The 22,114-nt window shown below is 56.6% G+C and carries 20 protein-coding genes and 2 tRNA genes; 18 read left to right on the top strand and 4 right to left on the bottom strand.

Features of this window, described 5'->3' with window-relative positions; genetic code table 11:
* Positions 1-32 precede the first annotated feature (32 nt).
* Positions 33-108: transfer RNA gene (locus FHC49_RS09665), tRNA-Gly, on the top strand.
* Between the two features lie 33 nt (positions 109-141).
* Positions 142-217 (top strand) — tRNA-Gly (locus FHC49_RS09660).
* A 269-nt stretch (positions 218-486) separates the two neighbouring features.
* On the opposite strand, the gene queG is transcribed toward FHC49_RS09660, so the two are convergent.
* On the bottom strand, positions 487-1,626 hold the full coding sequence (gene queG / locus FHC49_RS09655) for a tRNA epoxyqueuosine(34) reductase QueG (RefSeq protein ID WP_220439649.1): 1,140 nt from the start codon (positions 1,624-1,626) through the stop codon (positions 487-489).
* Between queG and nnr the strand changes: the two genes are divergently transcribed.
* From nnr to FHC49_RS09580, 15 genes are all read left to right on the top strand, one after another.
* Complete coding sequence (gene nnr / locus FHC49_RS09650; RefSeq protein WP_220439648.1) at positions 1,625-3,151, top strand: bifunctional ADP-dependent NAD(P)H-hydrate dehydratase/NAD(P)H-hydrate epimerase; 1,527 nt, start codon at positions 1,625-1,627, stop codon at positions 3,149-3,151. The genes queG and nnr overlap by 2 nt on opposite strands.
* Positions 3,144-3,605, top strand: coding sequence for a tRNA (adenosine(37)-N6)-threonylcarbamoyltransferase complex ATPase subunit type 1 TsaE (tsaE, locus tag FHC49_RS09645; RefSeq protein ID WP_123651147.1), 462 nt, complete (start codon positions 3,144-3,146; stop codon positions 3,603-3,605). Before nnr ends, tsaE begins: the two co-directional genes overlap by 8 nt.
* A gap of 16 nt (positions 3,606-3,621) precedes the next feature.
* Positions 3,622-5,007, top strand: coding sequence for an N-acetylmuramoyl-L-alanine amidase AmiB (amiB, locus tag FHC49_RS09640; protein ID WP_220439647.1), 1,386 nt, complete (start codon positions 3,622-3,624; stop codon positions 5,005-5,007).
* Between the two features lie 9 nt (positions 5,008-5,016).
* On the top strand, positions 5,017-6,885 hold the full coding sequence (gene mutL, locus FHC49_RS09635) for a DNA mismatch repair endonuclease MutL (RefSeq protein ID WP_220439646.1): 1,869 nt from the start codon (positions 5,017-5,019) through the stop codon (positions 6,883-6,885).
* Positions 6,878-7,873 (top strand): tRNA (adenosine(37)-N6)-dimethylallyltransferase MiaA, encoded by a 996-nt coding sequence (miaA, locus tag FHC49_RS09630; RefSeq protein WP_220439645.1) that lies wholly within the window; start codon positions 6,878-6,880, stop codon positions 7,871-7,873. Before mutL ends, miaA begins: the two co-directional genes overlap by 8 nt.
* 89 nt (positions 7,874-7,962) lie before the next feature.
* Positions 7,963-8,268, top strand: coding sequence for an RNA chaperone Hfq (gene hfq, locus FHC49_RS09625; protein WP_185669313.1), 306 nt, complete (start codon positions 7,963-7,965; stop codon positions 8,266-8,268).
* 75 nt (positions 8,269-8,343) lie between these two features.
* Complete coding sequence (gene hflX, locus FHC49_RS09620; RefSeq protein ID WP_035893324.1) at positions 8,344-9,624, top strand: ribosome rescue GTPase HflX; 1,281 nt, start codon at positions 8,344-8,346, stop codon at positions 9,622-9,624.
* 155 nt (positions 9,625-9,779) lie between these two features.
* A complete protein-coding gene (hflK, locus tag FHC49_RS09615) occupies positions 9,780-11,042 on the top strand; it encodes an FtsH protease activity modulator HflK (RefSeq protein WP_035893322.1) in 1,263 nt (420 codons plus the stop codon).
* A gap of 2 nt (positions 11,043-11,044) precedes the next feature.
* Entirely contained in the window at positions 11,045-12,049 is a 1,005-nt protein-coding gene (gene hflC, locus FHC49_RS09610; RefSeq protein ID WP_123651143.1) for a protease modulator HflC, read from the top strand.
* A 70-nt stretch (positions 12,050-12,119) separates the two neighbouring features.
* Positions 12,120-12,317 (top strand): DUF2065 domain-containing protein, encoded by a 198-nt coding sequence (locus FHC49_RS09605; RefSeq protein WP_185669315.1) that lies wholly within the window; start codon positions 12,120-12,122, stop codon positions 12,315-12,317.
* Positions 12,318-12,419: 102 nt separating this feature from the next.
* Entirely contained in the window at positions 12,420-13,718 is a 1,299-nt protein-coding gene (gene purA, locus FHC49_RS09600) for an adenylosuccinate synthase (protein ID WP_035893315.1), read from the top strand.
* Between the two features lie 227 nt (positions 13,719-13,945).
* Positions 13,946-14,371: a nitric oxide-sensing transcriptional repressor NsrR gene (nsrR, locus tag FHC49_RS09595; protein ID WP_035893314.1), complete on the top strand. Its 426-nt coding sequence runs from the start codon at positions 13,946-13,948 to the stop codon at positions 14,369-14,371.
* Positions 14,372-14,409: 38 nt separating this feature from the next.
* Entirely contained in the window at positions 14,410-16,869 is a 2,460-nt protein-coding gene (gene rnr / locus FHC49_RS09590; RefSeq protein WP_185669317.1) for a ribonuclease R, read from the top strand.
* Between the two features lie 121 nt (positions 16,870-16,990).
* Positions 16,991-17,722: a 23S rRNA (guanosine(2251)-2'-O)-methyltransferase RlmB gene (gene rlmB / locus FHC49_RS09585; protein ID WP_220439644.1), complete on the top strand. Its 732-nt coding sequence runs from the start codon at positions 16,991-16,993 to the stop codon at positions 17,720-17,722.
* Positions 17,723-17,897: 175 nt separating this feature from the next.
* Complete coding sequence (locus tag FHC49_RS09580) at positions 17,898-19,520, top strand: isovaleryl-CoA dehydrogenase (RefSeq protein ID WP_220439643.1); 1,623 nt, start codon at positions 17,898-17,900, stop codon at positions 19,518-19,520.
* 61 nt (positions 19,521-19,581) lie between these two features.
* On the opposite strand, the gene yjfN is transcribed toward FHC49_RS09580, so the two are convergent.
* Entirely contained in the window at positions 19,582-19,869 is a 288-nt protein-coding gene (yjfN, locus tag FHC49_RS09575) for a DUF1471 family protease activator YjfN (protein ID WP_305067772.1), read from the bottom strand.
* A gap of 116 nt (positions 19,870-19,985) precedes the next feature.
* On the bottom strand, positions 19,986-20,294 hold the full coding sequence (gene bsmA / locus FHC49_RS09570; RefSeq protein WP_220439642.1) for a biofilm peroxide resistance protein BsmA: 309 nt from the start codon (positions 20,292-20,294) through the stop codon (positions 19,986-19,988).
* A 206-nt stretch (positions 20,295-20,500) separates the two neighbouring features.
* Between bsmA and yjfP the strand changes: the two genes are divergently transcribed.
* On the top strand, positions 20,501-21,238 hold the full coding sequence (gene yjfP, locus FHC49_RS09565) for an esterase (protein WP_220439641.1): 738 nt from the start codon (positions 20,501-20,503) through the stop codon (positions 21,236-21,238).
* Here the strand turns inward: yjfP and ulaR are convergent.
* The gene (gene ulaR, locus FHC49_RS09560; RefSeq protein ID WP_185669322.1) at positions 21,235-21,990 is read right to left on the bottom strand and encodes an HTH-type transcriptional regulator UlaR; all 756 of its coding nucleotides are present in this window, start codon (positions 21,988-21,990) and stop codon (positions 21,235-21,237) included. The genes yjfP and ulaR overlap by 4 nt on opposite strands.
* Between the last annotated feature and the right edge of the window lie 124 nt (positions 21,991-22,114).

Raw genomic sequence — 22,114 nt, 5'->3', positions numbered from 1 at the left:
AATTTGAAAGCAGTCGCAGTAGACACACCCAAGCGGGAATAGCTCAGTTGGTAGAGCACGACCTTGCCAAGGTCGGGGTCGCGAGTTCGAGTCTCGTTTCCCGCTCCAAAATTTGAAAGTAGTCGCAGTAGACACACCCAAGCGGGAATAGCTCAGTTGGTAGAGCACGACCTTGCCAAGGTCGGGGTCGCGAGTTCGAGTCTCGTTTCCCGCTCCAAATTTTCTTCCAAAACAAAAATACTTCCACAATGCGTTAAGCCATTGAGGTTGTTTTTTTCGTTTCTGAAATACTCTTGTAAACAGAGTTATCCACAGGCTGTTATCACGTTCTTCGCACGCTAATGTTTTCTGGATTTTTACAGTTTTTATTAACTTATTGAATTATAACGAGATATATCATTTCAAAATGTTAGCGAGATCGCTTGACGAACTTTGGCGTGTTGAAACGCAATGTCTTTTTATTTTTACTCACAGGCTGTGAATATATCACGCATCGCGCGGTAGCCCTTTTTCCACCACTCTCACCAGACGCTGTTTCTTCGGCAACTGCACCTCAACCACGTTCTCATTTCGACGCGTGATTTGCTGCGCTACCGCCCATTCAATGTGTTCATCGAGTAGTGGGTGCTCACCTCGGCGGCTCTCCAGCGCGTTTAGCGTAGCATCGCTCCACGGGGCGTTCCCCAGCGCAACGGCGATATTGCGCAGCCAGCGCAGGTGGCCGATACGGCGAATGGCCGAACCTTCCGTTACCTTCAGGAAATGTGCTTCGGTCCAGGCAAACAGCTCGATAAGCTCTGGCGCATGTAGCGCTTTGCGCGGACTAAAGTCGGCTTCATCAGTCAGCTGTGAGAAGCGGTTCCACGGGCAGATGAGCTGGCAGTCGTCACAACCGTAAATACGATTACCCAATAGTGGACGAAATTCTTCCGGGATGGCGCCTTCGAGCTCGATGGTCAGGTAAGAGATACAGCGGCGAGCATCGACGGTGTAGGGCTCGACGATTGCGCCGGTGGGGCAGATGGTCATGCAGGCCACGCAGCGCCCGCACTCTTCGGCCACCGGTTGATCGATGGGCAGAGGAATATCAACCAGCAGTTCGCCGAGGAAAAAGAACGATCCGGCGTCGCGGTTGAGGATAAGCGAGTGCTTGCCCGTCCAGCCAATTCCGGCTTTTTCCGCTAACGGACGCTCAAGAATAGGCGCAGAGTCGACAAACGGTCTAAAATTCAGCGAGACGCACTGTTCCTGAATCATTTCACCGAGCTTTTTAAGGCGGTTACGCAACAGCTTATGATAATCACGCCCCAGGGCATAACGGCTGACGTAACCTAGATCGGGATTTTTCATCGTGCTGGCAAAGGCCGCATTGGCGGGAAGATAGTTCATGCGAACGCTAATCACCCGGAGCGTACCGGGCTGTAGTTCGTGCGGACGCGCGCGCATCATACCGTGGCGCGCCATCCATTCCATCTCGCCGTGATATTGTTTATCCAGCCATGCCTGCAGTTTGGGCTCGGAGGCGCTGAGATCGGTATCGGTGATGCCGACTTGCTGAAAACCCAGTTCGGTGCCCCATTGTTTGATTTGTTGCGCTAATTGATTGAGATCGAGGGGCTGTGACATGACGGACCATACATTGACGAGTAACCCCCACAGTATACCACACTCCATTTGGCCTGCGGATGACCTGCGTCGCGCTGAAAAAACGGCGGCACAGAGCCTCGGCCTCTCCCTTTACACCTTAATGCAGCGCGCGGGCGAAGCGGCGTTTAACCTCGCGCGTGGCGCGTATCCTGCTAGCCGCCGCTGGATTGTCCTCTGTGGTCATGGCAATAACGGCGGTGATGGCTACGAGGTCGCGCGTCTGGCGCAGGCTGCCGGTATTCAGGTGACACTGTTGGCGATAGCCAGCGATAAGTCGCTGCCGGAAGAGGCACACGCGGCTCGTGAGGCGTGGCGTGCGGTGGGCGGCGAGATTTACCCAGCGGATGCCGATTGGCCGCAGGATGCCGATCTGATTATTGACGGCCTGCTCGGCACCGGACTACAAAGCGCGCCGCGCGAGAACGTCGCGAACCTGATTGAGCGGGCTAACGCCTTCCCGGCACCGATTATCGCGCTGGATATTCCCTCCGGGCTGAACGCCCAAACCGGCACGACGCCCGGCGCGGTTATCCAGGCCGCTCACACCATCACCTTTATCGCCCTGAAGCCAGGTCTGTTGACCGGCAAGGCGCGTGACGTTGTCGGGCATCTGTATCACGATGCGCTGGGTCTCGACGCCTGGCTGGCAACCCAGCACACCAACATTCATCGGTTTGATGCTTCGCAGCTAGGGCAGTGGTTCACGCCGCGTCGTCCTACCTCACACAAAGGCGATCACGGCCGCCTGGTGGTGATTGGCGGCGACCACGGTACCGCCGGGGCGATTCGCATGACCGGTGAGGCGGCACTACGAGCCGGTGCGGGGCTGGTGCGGGTGCTGACCCGCGCTGAAAACGTCGCGCCGATTATTACCGCCAGGCCTGAACTGATGGTGCACGAACTGACGCCGCAGGCGCTCGATGAAGCGCTGGAGTGGGCGGATGTGGTGGTGATTGGCCCCGGTCTGGGGCAGGCCGAATGGGGCAAGCAGGCGCTGCGGAAAATCGACAATTTCCGTAAACCCACCCTCTGGGATGCCGATGCGCTGAACCTGCTGGCAATCAATCCGGATAAACGTCACAATCGCGTGATCACGCCGCACCCCGGCGAAGCCGCACGGCTGCTCAGCTGTCGGGTGGCCGACATCGAGAACGATCGCTTACTTTCCGCGCAGCGTCTGGTAAAACGGTACGGCGGCGCGGTGGTGCTGAAAGGCGCCGGTACGGTCGTGGCAGATGAGCAGGGCGCGATCGGAATTATTGATGCGGGAAATGCCGGTATGGCCAGCGGCGGAATGGGCGATGTGCTTTCGGGCATCATCGGCGCATTGCTGGGGCAGGCATTATCGCCGTATGATGCAGCGTGCGCAGGGTGTATCGCCCACGGTGCCGCCGCCGATGAACTAGCGGCGCGCTATGGTACCCGCGGTATGCTCGCGACAGACCTCTTTTCCACGCTACGGCGTGTTGTTAACCCGGATGTGATTGACGTAAACCATGACTAATCGAGTGATTCCTTTATCTGACGAGCAGGCAACCCTGGACCTTGGCAACCGAGTGGCGAAAGCCTGCGTCGGCGCAACCGTCATCTATCTGTACGGCGATCTGGGTGCTGGGAAAACCACCTTTAGCCGTGGATTCCTGCAGGCGTTAGGTCATAACGGCAACGTCAAAAGCCCCACCTATACCCTGGTTGAGCCATATCAGCTCGCCGACCTGATGGTTTATCACTTTGATCTGTACCGCCTTGCCGATCCCGAGGAGCTCGAATTTATGGGGATCCGCGATTACTTTGCTAACGATGCCATCTGCCTGGTGGAATGGCCGCAACAGGGCGCAGGTGTTCTGCCCGAGCCGGATATCGAAATACACTTAGATTACCAGGCGCAAGGGCGTGAGGCGCGCATCAGCGCGGTCTCCTCATTAGGTGAGTCTCTGCTGGCGCGGTTTGCCGGTTAATTTAAGGGATCCCAGGATGATTTTTCGCGCAAAAGGGTGGTTGATGGCCGCGCTGATGCTGGTCGGTGTACCGGCAATGGCGGCGAGTTTATCCGATATTCAGGTGGCGAACAGTGAAACGCAGGCGCGGATCACGTTCAGTTTTATGGGCGATCCAGAGTACAACTTTAGTCAGGACGACAAACGCAGCGTCGTGCTGGATATCAAACAAACCGGCGTGATTCAGGGGCTGCCGCTGCGCTTTAGCGGCAACAACCTGGTGAAAGCCATTCGTTCAGGTACGCCGAAAGACGATCAGACATTACGACTGGTGGTCGATCTTACCGAGAACGGCAAAACCCGAGCGGTGAAGCAGCAGAACGGGGCGAACTACGTCGTGGTGTTCACCATTAACGCCGACGTTCCACCGCCGCCGCCTCCACCGCCAGTTGTAGCGAAGCGAGTGGAAACCCCAGTTGTGACGCCTGCGCCGGTACAGCCAGGGCGTAACCCGTTCAGCGGCAGCCGTAACGGCGGTAGCAGTACGAACAGCGGTAACGATAGCGGCAGCTTCAGCGGCGAACGCCAGCCGGCGATTGCCAGCACCGCGACGCCAACCCAGCGTCCGTCTTCCCGCGCGCGCAGCGTCTCGGGAGATAAAGTGATTATTGCCATTGATGCTGGTCACGGCGGCCAGGATCCTGGCGCCATTGGCCCTGGCGGTACGCGTGAGAAAAACGTCACCATCGCCATTGCGCGTAAGCTGCGTGGGCTGTTGAACGATGACCCAATGTTTAAGGGCGTGCTGACCCGTGACGGCGACTACTTTATTTCGGTGATGGGCCGTTCCGACGTGGCGCGTAAGCAAAACGCCTCTTTCCTGGTGTCGATTCACGCCGATGCTGCGCCGAACCGCGATGCGACCGGTGCGTCCGTGTGGGTGCTCTCTAACCGTCGCGCGAACAGCGAAATGGCGGGCTGGCTCGAACAGCATGAGAAGCAGTCCGAACTGCTGGGCGGCGCGGGTGACGTGCTGGCCAACAGCCAGGCTGACCCATACCTGAGCCAGGCGGTGCTGGATCTGCAGTTCGGCCATTCGCAGCGGGTAGGGTATGATGTCGCGACCAACGTGATTAGCCAGCTTCAGCGAGTGGGTAATCTGCATAAACGCCGTCCTGAACACGCCAGCCTTGGCGTGCTGCGTTCGCCGGATATTCCGTCCATTCTGGTCGAAACCGGCTTTATCAGTAACAGCAGCGAAGAGCGCTTGCTGGGCAGCGACGACTATCAGCAGAAGATCGCGGAAGCCATTTATAACGGTTTACGTAACTATTTCACGGCGCATCCGATACAATCCGGCCCTCGTGACGAACAGTCGCAGACCGCCAGCGCCGCGTCATCATCCAGGACGCTCGTTAACTAAGGAGTTTTCATGCCGATACAGGTTTTACCGCCGCAGCTTGCGAACCAGATTGCCGCGGGTGAAGTGGTTGAGCGGCCTGCATCGGTAGTGAAAGAGCTGGTGGAGAACAGTCTCGATGCGGGGGCAACCCGCATCGATATTGATATTGAACGCGGCGGCGCCAAGCTTATCCGTATTCGCGATAACGGATGTGGCATCAAGAAAGACGAGCTGGCACTCTCGCTGGCACGTCACGCGACCAGTAAAATCGCCTCGCTTGACGACCTTGAGGCAATTATCAGCTTAGGTTTTCGCGGTGAGGCGCTGGCGAGTATCAGCTCGGTTTCGCGCCTGACCATCACCTCACGGACCGCAGAGCAGCAGGAAGCGTGGCAGGCCTACGCGGAAGGGCGCGATCAGGACGTGACGGTAAAACCGGCGGCTCACCCGGTAGGGACGACGCTGGAAGTGCTGGACCTGTTCTACAACACCCCGGCGCGGCGCAAGTTTATGCGCACCGAGAAAACCGAATTCAACCATATCGATGAGATTGTTCGCCGCATTGCGCTGGCGCGTTTCGATGTGAGCATTAACCTGACCCACAATGGCAAAGCGGTTCGCCAGTATCGCGCGGTGGCCGAAGGCGCACCGAAAGAGCGTCGGCTGGGGGCGATTTGCGGCGTGCCGTTCCTTGAGCATGCGCTGGCCATTGAGTGGCAGCACGGCGACCTGGCGCTGCGCGGCTGGGTGGCAGACCCGAAACACACCACGCCTGCGCTGGCTGAAATTCAGTACTGCTACGTGAACGGCCGCATGATGCGCGATAGGCTCATCAACCATGCGATTCGTCAGGCGTGTGAAGATAAGCTCGGCGCTGACCAGCAGCCGGCGTTTGTTCTTTATCTCGAAATTGACCCGCATCAGGTCGACGTGAACGTTCACCCGGCGAAGCACGAAGTGCGTTTTCATCAGTCCCGCCTGGTGCATGACTTTATCTATCAAGGGGTGCTCAGCGTGCTGCAACAGCAGCTGGATGCGCCTCTGCCACTGGCAGAAGATGACGAGCCCGCGCCGCGCGTCCTGCCTGAGAACCGCGTTGCCGCTGGGCGCAACCAGTTTGCCGAACCGGCGGTGGCTCGCGAGCCTGATATGCCGCGCTACCAAACGCCAACTGGCGGCAGCAGTGCCGGGCGGAGCAGCGGTGGTGGCGCCAATGGCAGTTGGCCAAACGCTCAGCCGGGCTATCAGAAACAGCAGGGGGCGCTCTATCGCCAGTTGCTGAATACCCCAGAGAAGACGCCGGAACCGGTAAAAGCACCGGCGGCGGATAATCTTGCCGGGCATAGCCAGAGCTTCGGGCGCGTGCTGGCGATCGTCGCCGATACCTGCGCGTTGCTGGAGCGCGGCGGTAAGCTAAGCCTGCTGGCGTTGCCGGTCGCGGAACGCTGGCTGCGTCAGGCGCAGTTGACGCCGGGTGAAGCAACCATCTGCGCGCAGCCGCTGCTGATCCCGTTGCGTCTGAAGGTGACTGACGACGAGAGGAAAACGCTGGAGCGGGCGCAGGAAACGTTGAACCTGCTTGGCATTGAAATACTGCTCGAAGGGCAGCACGCCACGATCCGCGCCGTGCCTTTACCCTTACGACAACAAAATTTACAAATCTTGATTCCTGAACTGATAGGCTACCTGGTGGAGCAGAGTATGGTTGATGCCGGGAACGTTGCGCAGTGGCTGGCCCGTAATCTGGCAAGCGATCACGCGCAATGGAACATGGCACAGGCCATTTCGATGCTGGCTGACGTTGAACGTCTTTGCCCGCATCTGGTCAAAGCGCCGCCGGGTGGTCTATTACAACCCGTTGATTTAGATTCTGCGATGAACGCCCTGAGACATGAGTGACGTAACCGAGGCGAGCCTGCCTAAGGCAATTTTTTTGATGGGGCCAACCGCTTCGGGCAAGACGGCGCTGGCTATTGAATTACGTAAAGTTTTGCCAGTAGAGTTGATTAGTGTTGATTCCGCCCTCATCTATCGGGGAATGGATATCGGCACCGCTAAGCCGAGTGCGGAAGAGCTAGAAGCCGCGCCGCATCGACTGTTAGATATTCTCGATCCGTCGCAGGCATACTCTGCGGCGGACTTCCGCCGCGATGCGCTTGCGCAGATGGCGGAGATCACCGCCGCAGGGAAAATTCCGCTGCTGGTCGGTGGCACGATGTTGTATTTCAAGGCGTTGCTTGAAGGTTTATCACCGCTGCCCTCAGCCGACCCGGACGTTCGGGCGCGGATTGAGCAGCAGGCGGCAGAGCAGGGGTGGATGGCGCTGCATCAGCAGCTACGGGAAATCGACCCCGTTGCCGCTGAGCGTATTCATCCGAATGATCCGCAAAGACTTTCCCGAGCACTGGAAGTTTTTTTCATTTCGGGTAAAACTTTAACGGAGCTGACACAAACGTCAGGAGACGCTCTGCCCTATAAGGTGCATCAGTTCGCCATCGCCCCGGCGAGCCGTGAACTGCTCCATCAGCGCATTGAGCAGCGTTTTCATCAGATGTTAGCTTCAGGTTTTGAAGCAGAAGTGCGGGCGCTATTTGCCCGTGGAGATTTGCATACGGATATGCCTTCCATTCGTTGTGTGGGATATCGCCAGATGTGGTCGTACCTCGAAGGCGAGATTTCATATGATGAAATGGTTTATAGAGGAGTTTGTGCCACGAGACAGCTAGCGAAGCGCCAGGTGACGTGGTTACGCGGCTGGGAAGGGGTTCACTGGTTAGATAGTGAGCAGCCAGAGCAGGCGTTTAACCAACTATTACAGGTAGTGGGTGCTAGTGTAGACGGAATGTGTACAATTGAGTCGTATCGTGCGCAATTTTCAGAATCGTAAGGTTCATACGCAACATCGCTCAAGTTGCCGCAACGCGGCTTGAAAGACGACGTGTATAAGTACAAATAAGCATATAAGGAAAAGAGAGAATGGCTAAGGGGCAATCTTTACAAGATCCGTTCCTGAACGCACTGCGTCGGGAACGTGTTCCAGTTTCTATTTATTTGGTGAATGGTATTAAGCTGCAAGGGCAAATTGAGTCTTTCGATCAGTTCGTGATCCTGTTGAAAAACACGGTCAGCCAGATGGTCTATAAGCACGCAATTTCTACCGTAGTTCCGTCTCGTCCAGTTTCCCATCACAGCAACAATGCTGGCGGCGGTACTGGCAGCAACTACCACCACGGTAGCAACGCGCAGGGTTCTGCGCCGCAAGACAGCGACGAAACCGAATAAGGTTGATGGCTGTTTATCCATGTCGGGGAGCCGGATTATTCGGGTTCCCCGCTGGTATTTCAGGAGATATAACGCTTGTTTGACCGTTATGACGCCGGTGAGCAGGCGGTGCTGGTACACATCTATTTTACGCAAGACAAAGATATGGAAGACCTCCAGGAGTTTGAATCTCTGGTCTCTTCCGCCGGTGTCGAAGCAATGCAGGTGATTACTGGTAGCCGTAAAGCGCCGCACCCAAAATATTTTGTTGGTGAAGGTAAGGCTGTCGAGATTGCGGAAGCCGTCAAAGCGACAGGTGCTTCCGTTGTGCTGTTCGATCATGCACTTAGCCCAGCGCAGGAGCGTAACCTTGAAGCCCTGTGTCAATGCCGGGTTATCGACCGTACCGGTCTGATCTTAGATATTTTCGCCCAACGTGCGCGTACCCATGAAGGTAAGCTGCAGGTTGAGCTGGCGCAACTGCGCCATCTGGCCACGCGTCTGGTGCGCGGCTGGACGCACCTTGAAAGACAAAAAGGCGGTATCGGTTTACGCGGCCCGGGTGAAACCCAGCTCGAAACTGACCGTCGTTTACTGCGTAACCGTATTATGCAGATCCTCTCGCGTATTGAGCGAGTAGAGAAACAGCGTGAGCAGGGGCGTCGTGCCCGCGTGAAGGCCGACGTGCCAACGGTATCGCTGGTGGGTTATACCAACGCCGGCAAATCGACGCTGTTTAACCATATTACGCAGGCGGAGGTTTACGCCGCCGACCAGCTGTTTGCGACCCTTGATCCAACGCTGCGTCGTATTGACGTGGCAGACGTGGGCGAAACCGTGCTGGCGGATACCGTAGGCTTTATTCGTCACCTGCCGCACGATCTGGTGGCGGCCTTTAAAGCCACCTTGCAGGAAACCCGCGAAGCGACGCTGTTGCTTCACGTGATTGACGCAGCGGATGTTCGGGTACAGGAAAACATCGACGCGGTGAACACGGTTCTCGAAGAGATCGACGCGCACGAGATCCCAACCCTGCTGGTGATGAACAAAATCGATATGCTGGACGATTTCGAGCCGCGCATCGATCGTGATGAAGAGAACAAACCTATCCGGGTGTGGCTGTCTGCACAAACCGGGGTAGGCATACCACTCCTTTTTCAGGCGTTAACCGAACGGTTAGCCGGCGAAGTTGCGCAGCACACGCTGCGTTTACCTCCGCAGGCCGGGCGTTTGCGTAGCCGCTTTTACCAGCTTCAGGCAATTGAAAAAGAGTGGATGGAGGAGGACGGCTGCGTCAATTTGCAGGTTCGTATGCCAATTGTCGACTGGCGTCGCCTCTGTAAACAAGAACCAACACTGGCAGACTACGTCGTCTGACCGTGCAGCTTGCCTGAACATTAGCCCTTTGGGCACCCAGCGGTTCAGATCGCCTCAACGCGACCGTCACCACCAGGAAGGCGATGACGGTTAACCGCGAAAAGATCTGAACTGGGAAAAGGTATATCACCGCATAACAAATATGGAGCATAAACATGGCGTGGAATCAGCCCGGTAATAACGGACAAGACCGCGACCCGTGGGGAAGCAGCAATAATCAAGGCGGCAACTCCGGGGGGAATGGAAATAAAGGCGGTCGCGATCAGGGTCCGCCGGATTTGGATGATATCTTCCGTAAGCTGAGCAAAAAGCTCGGTGGATTTGGGGGCGGTAAAGGGGGTTCCGGTAACGGAAGCTCAACCCAGGGGCCGCGTAGCCCTATGGGCGGACGTATTGTCGGTATCGCTGCCGCAGCCGTTGTCGTCATCTGGGCGGCCAGCGGGTTCTATACCATTAAAGAAGCCGAGCGTGGCGTAGTGACGCGCTTTGGTAAGTTCAGCCATCTGGTTGAGCCGGGTCTGAACTGGAAGCCGACCTTCGTTGATGAAGTCACTCCAGTGAACGTTGAAGCGGTTCGCGAACTGGCCGCATCCGGCGTGATGCTGACCTCCGACGAAAACGTCGTGCGCGTTGAAATGAACGTGCAGTACCGCGTAACCGACCCGCAGAAATACCTGTTCAGCGTGACCAGCGCTGATGACAGTCTGCGTCAGGCTACCGACAGCGCCCTGCGTGGTGTTATCGGTAAGTACACCATGGACCGTATTCTGACCGAAGGTCGTACCGTTATTCGTAGCGATACCCAGCGCGAGCTGGAAGAGACCATACGTCCGTACAACATGGGTATCACCCTGCTGGACGTCAACTTCCAGGCCGCTCGTCCGCCGGAAGAGGTGAAAGCCGCGTTCGATGATGCGATTGCCGCACGTGAGAACGAGCAGCAGTACATCCGTGAAGCGGAAGCGTACACCAACGAAGTGCAGCCACGTGCGAACGGTCAGGCGCAGCGTATTCTGGAAGAAGCGCGTGCGTATAAGACTCAGACCGTACTGGAAGCACAGGGTGAAGTAGCGCGCTTTGCGAAAATCCTGCCGGAATATAAAGCCGCGCCGCAGATTACCCGCGAGCGTCTCTATATCGAGACCATGGAAAAAGTGCTGAGCCATACCCGCAAAGTGCTGGTTAGCGACAACAAGAATGGCAACCTGATGGTACTGCCGCTGGATCAAATGCTGAAAGGCGGCAACGCCCCGGCAGCAAAGAGCGATAGCAGTGGTGCGAACAACCTGTTGCGCCTGCCGCCTGCGTCCTCTTCCAGCAGCAGCGCAAGCAACACGTCGTCTGCCAGTCAGGGCAATATCATGGACCAACGCCGCGCTAACGCGCAGCGTAACGACTACCAGCGTCAGGGGGAATAACGATGCGTAAGTCAGTTATTGCGATTATCATCATCGTGCTGGTAGTGCTTTACACCTCTATCTTCGTGGTTAAAGAAGGCGAGCGTGGGATTAAGTTCCAGTTCAGCAGCGTCGTGCGTGACGGCGACAAGAAACCGCTGATTTATGAGCCAGGCCTGCACTTCAAGGTTCCGTTCATTCAGTCGGTGAAAATGCTCGATGCTCGTATCCAGACCATGGATAACCAGGCCGACCGTTTCGTGACCAAAGAGAAAAAAGACCTGATCGTCGACTCTTACATCAAGTGGCGTATCAGCGACTTTAGCCGTTACTTCCTGGCAACCGGCGGCGGTGACGTCTCCCAGGCCGAAGTGCTGCTGAAACGTAAGTTCTCTGACCGTCTGCGTTCTGAGATTGGTCGCCTGGACGTGAAAGACATTGTTACCGACTCCCGTGGTCGTCTGACGCTGGAAGTTCGCGACGCCCTGAACTCCGGTTCTTCCGGTGCTGAAGACGAAGTGGCTACGCCCGCTGCGGATAACGCGATTGCCGAAGCCGCAGAGCGCGTAGAGCAGCAGGCAAACATCAAAGGGCCAACCATTAACCCGAACAGTATGGCGGCGTTAGGGATTGAAGTGGTCGATGTGCGTATTAAGCAGATCAACCTGCCTGCAGAGGTTTCTGAAGCTATCTACAACCGTATGCGCGCCGAGCGTGAAGCCGTAGCCCGTCGTCACCGTTCACAGGGTCAGGAAGAGGCAGAAAAACTGCGCGCTACCGCTGACTATGAAGTGACGAAGACGCTGGCAGAAGCAGAACGTCAGGGGCGTATCATGCGCGGTGAAGGTGATGCAGAAGCCGCTAAGCTGTTTGCCGATGCCTTCAGCCAGGATCCAGACTTCTATGCCTTCATCCGTAGTCTGCGTGCATACGAAGCGAGCTTCGATAGCAACCAGGACGTGATGGTACTGAGCCCGGATAGCGACTTCTTCCGTTACATGAAGAACCCAGGCACCACGACGCGTTAATCGCGCGACAGCCTGAACAAAACCACCGCCTCCTTCGGGAGTCGGTGGTTTTCTTTTATAAGGATGATCAATGAATTCCACAATCTGGCTGGCGCTTGCGCTGGTGTTAGTGTTTGAAGGCCTGGGACCGATGCTTTATCCGAAGGCCTGGCGCAAGATGATTTCTACGATGACTCAATTACCGGATACGATGTTACGTCGATTTGGCGGCGGTCTTGTGGTCGCTGGAGTCGTGATCTACTACATGTTGACGAAAACGATTGGCTGATTAAAAAGAGAACACTAAAGCACGATTTTATGGGTAAAAAGTGCTGTATATCTGAAAAAGCGATGGTAGAATCCATTTTTAAGCAATCGGTGATTTTGAAAAATGGGTAACAACGTCGTCGTACTGGGCACCCAATGGGGTGACGAAGGTAAAGGGAAGATCGTCGATCTTCTTACTGAGCGTGCAAAATATGTTGTTCGCTATCAGGGTGGTCACAACGCGGGCCATACTCTCGTAATCAACGGTGAAAAAACCGTCCTCCATCTTATTCCATCAGGTATTCTCCGTGAGAATGTAACCAGCATCATCGGTAACGGTGTTGTGCTGTCTCCGGCTGCGCTGATGAAAGAGATGAAAGGCCTGGAAGACCGTGGTATCCCGGTTCGCGAACGTCTGCTGCTTTCCGAAGCATGCCCGTTAATCCTCGACTATCACGTCGCGCTGGATAACGCTCGCGAAAAAGCGCGCGGTGCGAAAGCTATCGGTACTACCGGTCGTGGTATCGGTCCTGCTTACGAAGATAAAGTGGCTCGTCGCGGTCTGCGCGTGGGTGACCTCTTCGATAAAGCAACCTTCGCCGACAAACTGAAAGAAGTGATGGAATATCATAACTTCCAGCTGGTGAACTTCTATAAAGTTGACGCGGTTGACTACCAGAAAGTGCTGGACGATGTGATGGCAGTTGCTGACATCCTGACCAGCATGGTTGTTGATGTTTCTGACCTGCTGGATCAGGCTCGTCAGCGCGGTGACTTCGTCATGTTCGAAGGCGCGCAGGGTACGCTGCTGGATATCGACCACGGTACCTATCCGTACGTGACCTCTTCCAACACCACCGCAGGTGGCGTAGCAACCGGTTCTGGCCTTGGCCCGCGCTATGTTGACTACGTACTGGGCATCATCAAAGCGTACTCCACTCGCGTGGGTGCTGGTCCATTCCCGACCGAACTGTTTGATGAAACCGGTGAGTTCCTGTGCAAGCAGGGTAACGAATACGGCGCTACTACCGGCCGTCGTCGTCGTACCGGCTGGCTGGACTCCGTTGCCGTGCGTCGCGCTGTACAGATCAACTCCCTGTCTGGCTTCTGCCTGACCAAGCTGGACGTTCTGGACGGCCTGAAAGAAGTGAAAATCTGCGTGGGCTACCGCATGCCGGATGGCCGCGAAGTGACCACCACTCCGCTGGCAGCTGATGATTGGGAAGGTATCGAACCAATCTATGAAACCATGCCGGGCTGGTCTGAAACCACCTTCGGCGTGAAGGAACGTAGTGGCCTGCCACAGGCAGCGCTGGACTACATCAAGCGTATTGAAGAACTGACCGGCGTACCGATCGATATTATTTCGACTGGTCCAGACCGTACCGAAACCATGATCCTGCGCGACCCGTTCGACGCATAATTCTGGTTCGTCGTGCAGCGCCCGATGGCGCTGCGCTTATTAGGCCTACTACTCGGTAGGCCGGATAAGACGCAAAGCGTCACCATCCGGCTTAATCGTGCGTTAAATCCTCGCTTTTTCCTTCCCGAACTGAAATAAATTAGCGGCTCAGTCGCTGGCTGGTTTATCATCAATATAATTAATATCAACAGGCTCACCCTGTTTTTCCCCTTTTTCCTGAGGTTGATGTGCAGTTAACAAGTTTTACCGATTATGGACTACGTGCGCTGATCTATATGGCGTCGCTGCCGGAAGGCAACATGACCAGCATCTCGGAGGTAACCGAGGTCTACGGCGTGTCGCGTAACCATATGGTTAAAATAATCAACCAGCTCAGTCGCGCCGGATACGTGATGGCCGTGCGGGGAAAAAATGGCGGGATCCGTCTGGGTAAACCAGCCAAGGATATCCGCGTCGGAGACGTGGTGCGTGAACTCGAACCGTTATCGCTGGTGAACTGCAGCAGCGAATTTTGCCATATTACGCCAGCCTGTCGTTTGAAACAGGCACTTGCTCAAGCCGTGCAATGTTTTCTCAAGGAGTTGGATAACTACACACTGGCTGATTTGGTTGAAAAGAATCAACCGCTATATAAATTATTGCTGGTGGAATAACGACTCCCGCCAGCAGCGATGATGACGGAGGAACCGACATGTCAAAAGATCCTTTCCTGGAACGCGAAGCAGAAAAATATTCGAATCCTATCCCGAGCCGGGAATTTATCCTCGAACACTTAACAAAACGCGAAAAACCGGCCAACCGTGAAGAACTGGCCGTCGAACTCAATATTGAAGGCGAAGAGCAGATTGAAGCGCTGCGCCGTCGCCTGCGCGCCATGGAGCGCGATGGGCAGTTAGTCTTTACCCGCCGCCAGTGCTATGCGCTGCCGGAACGTCTCGACCTGCTGAAAGGCATGGTTATCGGTCACCGCGATGGCTTCGGCTTCCTGCGCGTTGAAGGCCGTAAAGACGACCTGTATCTGTCGAGCGAACAGATGAAAATGTGCATGCACGGCGATGAAGTGCTGGCACAGCCGCTGGGCGCGGATCGTAAAGGCCGCCGCGAAGCGCGTATCGTTCGCGTACTGGTGCCGCGCAATGCGCAGATCGTCGGCCGCTACTTTACCGACGCTGGCGTGGGCTTTGTGGTCCCGGACGACAGCCGCCTGAGCTTTGATATCCTCATCCCGCCTGAATCGGTGATGGGCGCACGCATGGGCTTTGTGGTGGTGGTCGAACTCACCCAGCGCCCAACCCGGCGTACCAAAGCGATTGGTAAAATCGTTGAAGTGCTGGGCGACAACATGGGGACCGGCATGGCCGTTGAGATGGCGCTGCGTACCCATGAAATTCCCTACGTCTGGCCGCCAGCGGTGGAAGCACAGGTTGCCGGGCTGAAAGAGCAGGTGCCTGAAGAGGCGAAAGTGGGTCGTGTAGACCTGCGCGACCTGCCGCTGGTCACCATTGACGGCGAAGACGCTCGTGACTTCGATGATGCGGTCTACTGCGAGAAAAAACGCGGTGGCGGCTGGCGCCTGTGGGTTGCCATTGCTGACGTCAGCTACTACGTGCGCCCACCGACGCCGCTGGACGGCGAAGCGCGCAACCGTGGTACGTCGGTCTACTTCCCAACGCAGGTTGTGCCGATGCTGCCGGAAGTGCTCTCCAACGGCCTGTGCTCGCTGAACCCTCAGGTTGACCGCCTGTGTATGGTCTGCGAAATGACCATTTCGTCGAAGGGCCGTTTAACCGGCTTCAAATTCTACGAAGCGGTGATGAGCTCCCACGCGCGTCTGACCTACACCAAGGTCTGGCATATGCTGCAGGGCGACCAGGAGCTGCGTGAACAGTACGCACCGCTGGTGAAACACATTGAAGAGCTGCATAACCTCTACAAGGTGCTTGATCAGGCTCGCGCCGAGCGCGGCGGGATCTCGTTTGAGAGCGAAGAGGCGAAGTTTATCTTCAACGCCGAACGCCGTATTGAGCGTATTGAGCAGACCCAGCGTAACGACGCGCACAAACTGATTGAAGAGTGCATGATCATGGCGAACATCTCGGCGGCGCGTTTCGTCGAGAAAGCTCAGGAGCCTGCGCTGTTCCGTATTCACGATAAGCCAACGACCGAAGCGATTACCGCGTTCCGTTCGGTGCTGTCTGAACTTGGTCTCGAACTGCCTGGCGGCAACAAACCGGAGCCGCGCGACTACGCCGAGCTGCTGGAATCCGTTGCCGACCGTCCTGACGCCGAAATGCTGCAAACCATGCTGCTGCGTTCGATGAAGCAGGCTATCTATGACCCGGAAAACCGCGGTCACTTTGGCCTGGCGCTGCAGTCCTATGCGCACTTCACCTCGCCGATTCGTCGTTATCCTGACCTGTCGCTGCACCGTGCCATCAAGTATCTGCTGGCGAAAGAGCAGGGTCATAAGGGCAACAGCACCGACACCGGCGGCTACCATTATTCGATGGAAGAGATGCTGCAACTGGGTCAGCACTGCTCGATGACGGAACGCCGCGCTGACGAAGCCACCCGTGATGTCTCTGACTGGCTGAAGTGTGACTTCATGCAGGACCAGGTGGGTAACGTCTTTAACGGCGTGATCGCGAGCGTGACCGGCTTTGGCTTCTTCGTGCGTCTGGACGAGCTGTTCATCGATGGTCTGGTCCACGTCTCCTCGCTGGACAACGACTACTATCGCTTTGACCAGGTCGGCCAGCGTCTGATTGGTGAATCCGGCGGCCAGACTTATCGTCTGGGCGATCGCGTGGAAGTGCGCGTGGAAGCGGTCAACATGGACGAGCGTAAAATCGACTTCTCGCTGATCTCCAGCGAGCGCGGCCCGCGTAACGTCGGTAAAACCGAGCGCGAGAAAGCGAAGAAAGGCAGCGGCGGCAAGCCGAGCGCCAGCCGTCGTCGTCAGGCGGGCAAGCGCACTAACTTCGAACCGGACAGCGCCTTCCGCGGCGAGAAGAAAGGTAAAGCGAAAGCTAAACCGGCTTCTACCGAGAAAGGGGCGGCGAAGAAGGCCAAAAAGCCTTCCACCAAGACGCAGAAAATCGCCGCAGCGACCAAAGCTAAGCGTGCCGCGAAGAAGAAAGCGGCGGAATAACCCCATTCCCCTCACCCCGACCCTCTCCCCTTAGGGGCGAGGGAGAACTGTTCCCTCTCCCTTCCAGGGGGAGGGCTAGGGTGAGGGTAATCACAACGTAGAATTAACAACGAGTATATTCATGAGTGAAATGATTTACGGCATCCACGCAGTGCAGGCACTGCTGGAGCGCGCACCTGAACGTTTTCAGGAAGTTTTTATTCTGAAAGGCCGTGACGATAAGCGTTTGATGCCGCTGATCCACGCACTGGAAGCCCAGGGCGTGGTCATTCAACTGGCAAACCGTCAGTACCTGGATGAGAAAAGCGAAGGTGCCGTGCACCAGGGTATCATCGCGCGCGTGAAGCCGGGTCGTCAGTATCAGGAAAACGATCTGCCGGATCTGATCGCTTCGCTCGACAGCCCGTTCTTGCTGATCCTCGACGGCGTAACTGACCCACACAACCTCGGCGCCTGCCTGCGTAGCGCCGATGCTGCTGGCGTACATGCGGTTATCGTACCGAAAGACCGTTCGGCGCAGCTGAACGCTACGGCGAAGAAAGTGGCCTGTGGTGCCGCTGAAAACGTACCGCTTATCCGCGTAACCAACCTGGCGCGTACCATGCGTATGCTGCAGGAAGAGAGCGTCTGGATTGTGGGCACCGCCGGTGAAGCGACCCACACCCTGTATCAGAGCAAAATGACCGGCGCGATGGCGCTGGTGATGGGCGCGGAAGGCGAAGGTATGCGCCGTCTGACCCGTGAACACTGCGATGAACTGATCAGCATTCCGATGGCGGGTACCGTATCGTCGCTGAACGTCTCCGTGGCAACCGGCATCTGCCTGTTTGAAGCGGTGCGTCAGCGCAGCTAATACACCGTTCCCGGGGTCGGCGTAAACGCCTCGCCCGGGCTACCATTCGATAGCCCGTCCAGGCGAAGCGCCGCCGGGTTCTGCATTCAGGCCACCCTTTCGGGTGGCTTTTTTATTGTGCATCTTCCCTGACCGTCCATACTTAACAGGTTGCCCATTGACGGAGGGAGACACAATGAACTGGCAAACACACACCGTTTTTAATCAACCTATCCCCTTAAATAACAGTAACCTGTTCTTATCTGACGTCGCGCTGCGTGATGCGGTTGCCCGCTATGATGCCGGCTGGGACAGCGAGCTACTGGCGAGCATCGGCCAACAGCTCGGCACCGCCGAGTCGCTGGAGCTTGGCAGACTCGCCAACGCCCATCCTCCTGAACTATTACGCTATGACCCTCAAGGGCAGCGGCTTGATGACGTTCGCTTTCATCCCGCCTGGCATCTGCTGATGCAGGGGCTTTGCGCTAACCGGGTGCATAACCTTCCCTGGGAGGAAGAGGCCCGCAGCGGAGCGTTTGTCGCCCGCGCCGCGCGCTTTATGCTGCATGCGCAGGTGGAAGCCGGCACGCTGTGCCCCATCACCATGACCTTTGCCGCTACGCCGCTGTTGCTAAAAACGCTGCCGCCGCTTTTTGCCGACTGGCGCTCGGCGCTGCTTAGCGATCGCTATGACCCGCATCAGCTGCCCGGCGCGCAGAAGCGCGGGCTTCTGATCGGCATGGGGATGACCGAAAAGCAGGGCGGTTCGGACGTGCTGAGCAACAGCACGCGGGCTGAACGACTGGAGGACGGCAGCTATCAGCTTACCGGGCATAAATGGTTCTATTCGGTGCCGCAGAGCGACGCGCATCTGGTGTTGGCGCAGGCCAGCGGTGGATTAACCTGCTTCTTTGTGCCGCGCCTGCTGCCCGACGGCACCCGCAATGCCATTCGCCTTGAGCGGCTGAAAGACAAGCTCGGCAACCGCGCCAACGCCAGCAGCGAAGTGGAGTTCCAGCAGGCCCTCGGCTGGCCGCTAGGCGAAGAGGGCGACGGTATCCGGCAAATCCTCAGAATGGGCGGGCTAACGCGCTTTGATTGCGCGCTGGGCAGCCATAGCCTGATGCGTCGCGCGCTGTCGGTGGCGCTGTACCACGCCTTCCAGCGTCAGGCGTTTGGCCATAACCTTGTCGACCTGCCGCTGATGCGCCAGGTGCTGGGGAAAATGGCGCTCCAGCTGGAAGGGCAGACCGCGTTTATGTTTCGTCTCGCCAGCGCCTGGGGCCAGAATCATCAGCCGCAGGAGGCGCTGTGGTCGCGTCTTTTCACCCCAGCCGCCAAGTTTGCCATCTGCAAGGCCGGCATTCCGTTCGTGGCGGAGGCGATGGAAGTGCTGGGCGGGATTGGCTACTGCGAAGAGAGTGAGTTGCCGCGCCTGTACCGGGAGATGCCGGTGAACAGCATCTGGGAAGGCTCGGGCAATATCATGTGCCTTGATGTGCTGCGGGTGCTGGTGAAGCAGCCTGACGCAATGGCGCTGCTGGTGGTCGAATGCAATGAGGTGAAGGGCCAGGATCGTCATTTCGACCGGCACTGGCGACAGCTGCAGCAGCGGCTGCGTAAGCCTTCTGAATCTCAGGGACGTGAAATTACGCATCAGCTGTACCTGCTGGGGGTTGGTGCGCAGATGCTGCGTCATGCGTCGCCACCGATGGCTCAGGCCTGGTGTCGAATGATGTTGGATCCGCGAGGCGGTGCGTTGCTCAATGAAGCGGTGATGAATGACCTGCTGTGTCGGGCGACGGGCGGAGGACGATAGGCAAGAGAAGCGGGTGGAAGAGGCGCGACAAGCGTAACGCTTCTTCCACTAGTGACGAGTGTTAGGCATAGATAATCGCCTGTGCACGCCAGTTATCCTGCTGGGGCTCTTCATACATCTGCACAATACGATACCAGGAAGCGCCTTGTTCATCCGCCTTACGAGCGATGACCTGTTCGACATCTTCCAGGCTTCCGGTGACGTTATTCACCGAAATCAGCCCAATTTCATTTAGCCCCGTTACGCAGTCTGCGCTGGCGAACTCTGCAGATTGCGCCGCCGCGGCATGGCTGCCGCCTGACAAAAGCAGGGTAGATAAGGTAAGTGTTTGTTTCATCGTCAGCTCCATTTCACATAACCCAGTGGGGGCAGTCCATAGCAGACGCATATCCTGTATCCAGACAGAGGCGTCATTGTGCATCAGGGAAACGTGAAACGGTGCAAACCTACGTAAAGCTCGTAAAACTACTTACGGTAAAGGATGGCCTGCGCATACCACTGGCCTGGCACTACGGTGTCATCCATCATGACGATCACGTAGTAATCTGCCTTTTGCGCGGTGACTTTCTCTTTGATAGACGCTTCAACATCCATCGGAGAGCCAAACACCAACGCGCTAACCGTACCCATGCGCTGCAAACCTTCCGTCTGGTTGCGACGAATCTCCTGCGGGTGATCGGTGACCGGTGGAGGCGCTTCAGGGGTGCCTTCCAGAATGGTACAACCGCTCAACAAGAGCGCCAGCAACAGTGGGATAAACCGTCGTTTAGCCATTTCCCGTTTCCTGATAGTCATAGTGTAGTGGGGAAAGCATTTCGCTTTAGGCGAATGTTCCTGATTTGTTAACCATAGCGCTATTTTCGAATGAAAATATCACGATTTCGTAACCGGGTTCTCAATGTTATAAATCAGGGGTATTGTCGTCATCATACTGCATCAATTTTCGTATGCCATATCAGCATAGCTAAAGGAGATAACTCATGATTGAACTGGAAATGCGCACCCTGGCAGGACAGCAAATTTTGCATGCTTACCCAAAGGGATGTAGTGAAAAGGCGCTTCCCAGCATAGTGTTTTATCACGGTTTCACCTCGTCGAACGTTGTTTATAGCTATTTTGCCGTAGCGCTGGCGCAGGCGGGCTTTCGGGTGGTGATGCCCAACGCCGCCGAGCATGGGGAACGCTTCAACGGTGATGGCACCGAGCGGTTACAGCATTTCTGGCAGATTCTGGTGCAGAACTTTACCGAGTTCCCGACGCTGCGTGATGCGCTGTTGGCAAGCGGGCTGGTGAGCGACGGGCGGTTAGCGGTGGCAGGAGCCTCGATGGGCGGTATGACCGCGCTGGGGCTGATGGCGCAGCACCCGGAGCTGAAATGCGTGGCGAGCCTGATGGGATCGGGCTATTTCACTTCGCTTTCCCAGACCTTATACCCACCTTCTGCAGCAAACAGTATCGAGAAGGCGCGCCTGCTGGCACCGCTGGCGAAGTGGGACATCGGGCATCAACTGGCGCGTCTGGCGGACCGGCCTTTGCTGCTCTGGCATGGAGAGGAAGATGACGTGGTGCCAGCGGGGGAAACGTTCCGTCTGCAGCAGGCACTACGTGAGTCAGGATTGGACGAGCGCCTTACCTGCGTCTGGCAGGCGGGCGTTCGCCACCGTATTACGCCTGAAGCGCTGGACAGTACGGTGGCCTTTTTCCGCCAGCATCTTTAAACGCGGATGACTTTCACACCCTGATCCTCAAGCTTCTTGAGGATCTCCGCGTCAGCCTGCTTGCCGGTGATCAGCATATCGATCTCATCGGCGCGACTGAACAGCATGCCCGCTCGTTCGCCAACCTTGCTGCTATCGACCAGTACGACAAGCTTGCCCACCACGTTCAGCATTTTCTGTTCTGCCATGGCGGTGAGCATGTCGGTTTTGTACAACCCTTCTGCCGTCAGCCCTTTGCCGCTAGTAAACATCCAGTGTCCGGCGTACAGGCTGTTTTCGCTGCCCTGTGGGCTGAGCGTAATGGCGTGGCTGCGGTTGTACTGCCCGCCCATAATGATCACGCTGTCGTGCTCTTGATCGATAAGGTAATTTGCCAGCGGCAGGTAGTTGGTGATGATCTGCACCGGTTTACCGCAGATCTCCTGGCCGACCAGGAAAGCGGTCGAGCCGCAGTTGATCACCACGCTTTCACCGGGCATCACCAACTGCGACGCCGCTTTTGCGATGCGCACTTTCTCGTCGTGATTTTGTGCCTGGTGAATGTTCATTGGCGACCAGCGTGGACGCTGCTGGTTTACGGCCTCGGCGCCGTTGCGCACTTTTTTCAGCTTGCCGCTTTCATCAAGCTTGTTGATGTCCCTGCGGGCCGTGGCGGGTGAGATCCCCAGACGGGAAATCACCTGCTCTACTGTTATAAAACCCGCTTGCGCCAGCAGGTCCAGTAGAATCTGATGTCTTTGCGCTTCCGTCATGAGCTAATCCGAAAAAAAATGATGATTAAAGATGATATTTGAAAAATAGCCAAAATACTAAAAGTATATGCGCAACCCACCACGTGGGCGGCTATCTGAAGATTGCGCCTGAACACACTGAAGA

It is taken from the genome of Kluyvera sp. EC_51, assembly GCF_019584505.1.
In the GTDB taxonomy this organism is placed as follows: domain Bacteria; phylum Pseudomonadota; class Gammaproteobacteria; order Enterobacterales; family Enterobacteriaceae; genus Kluyvera; species Kluyvera sichuanensis.
Note: the sequence above shows the minus strand (reverse complement) of the source record. Positions and strands in the feature narration are given on the sequence as shown.

Excerpts from the sequence above, each read along its gene's own strand:
- nnr (WP_220439648.1), top strand. The coding sequence starts at position 1,625 with ATGACGGACCATACATTGACGAGTAACCCCCACAGTATACCACACTCC.
- queG (WP_220439649.1), bottom strand. The coding sequence starts at position 1,626 with ATGTCACAGCCCCTCGATCTCAATCAATTAGCGCAACAAATCAAACAA.
- tsaE (WP_123651147.1), top strand. The coding sequence starts at position 3,144 with ATGACTAATCGAGTGATTCCTTTATCTGACGAGCAGGCAACCCTGGAC.
- amiB (WP_220439647.1), top strand. The coding sequence starts at position 3,622 with ATGATTTTTCGCGCAAAAGGGTGGTTGATGGCCGCGCTGATGCTGGTC.
- mutL (WP_220439646.1), top strand. The coding sequence starts at position 5,017 with ATGCCGATACAGGTTTTACCGCCGCAGCTTGCGAACCAGATTGCCGCG.
- miaA (WP_220439645.1), top strand. The coding sequence starts at position 6,878 with ATGAGTGACGTAACCGAGGCGAGCCTGCCTAAGGCAATTTTTTTGATG.
- hfq (WP_185669313.1), top strand. The coding sequence starts at position 7,963 with ATGGCTAAGGGGCAATCTTTACAAGATCCGTTCCTGAACGCACTGCGT.
- hflK (WP_035893322.1), top strand. The coding sequence starts at position 9,780 with ATGGCGTGGAATCAGCCCGGTAATAACGGACAAGACCGCGACCCGTGG.
- hflC (WP_123651143.1), top strand. The coding sequence starts at position 11,045 with ATGCGTAAGTCAGTTATTGCGATTATCATCATCGTGCTGGTAGTGCTT.
- FHC49_RS09605 (WP_185669315.1), top strand. The coding sequence starts at position 12,120 with ATGAATTCCACAATCTGGCTGGCGCTTGCGCTGGTGTTAGTGTTTGAA.
- purA (WP_035893315.1), top strand. The coding sequence starts at position 12,420 with ATGGGTAACAACGTCGTCGTACTGGGCACCCAATGGGGTGACGAAGGT.
- rnr (WP_185669317.1), top strand. The coding sequence starts at position 14,410 with ATGTCAAAAGATCCTTTCCTGGAACGCGAAGCAGAAAAATATTCGAAT.
- rlmB (WP_220439644.1), top strand. The coding sequence starts at position 16,991 with ATGAGTGAAATGATTTACGGCATCCACGCAGTGCAGGCACTGCTGGAG.
- FHC49_RS09580 (WP_220439643.1), top strand. The coding sequence starts at position 17,898 with ATGAACTGGCAAACACACACCGTTTTTAATCAACCTATCCCCTTAAAT.
- yjfN (WP_305067772.1), bottom strand. The coding sequence starts at position 19,869 with ATGGAGCTGACGATGAAACAAACACTTACCTTATCTACCCTGCTTTTG.
- bsmA (WP_220439642.1), bottom strand. The coding sequence starts at position 20,294 with ATGGCTAAACGACGGTTTATCCCACTGTTGCTGGCGCTCTTGTTGAGC.
- yjfP (WP_220439641.1), top strand. The coding sequence starts at position 20,501 with ATGATTGAACTGGAAATGCGCACCCTGGCAGGACAGCAAATTTTGCAT.
- ulaR (WP_185669322.1), bottom strand. The coding sequence starts at position 21,990 with ATGACGGAAGCGCAAAGACATCAGATTCTACTGGACCTGCTGGCGCAA.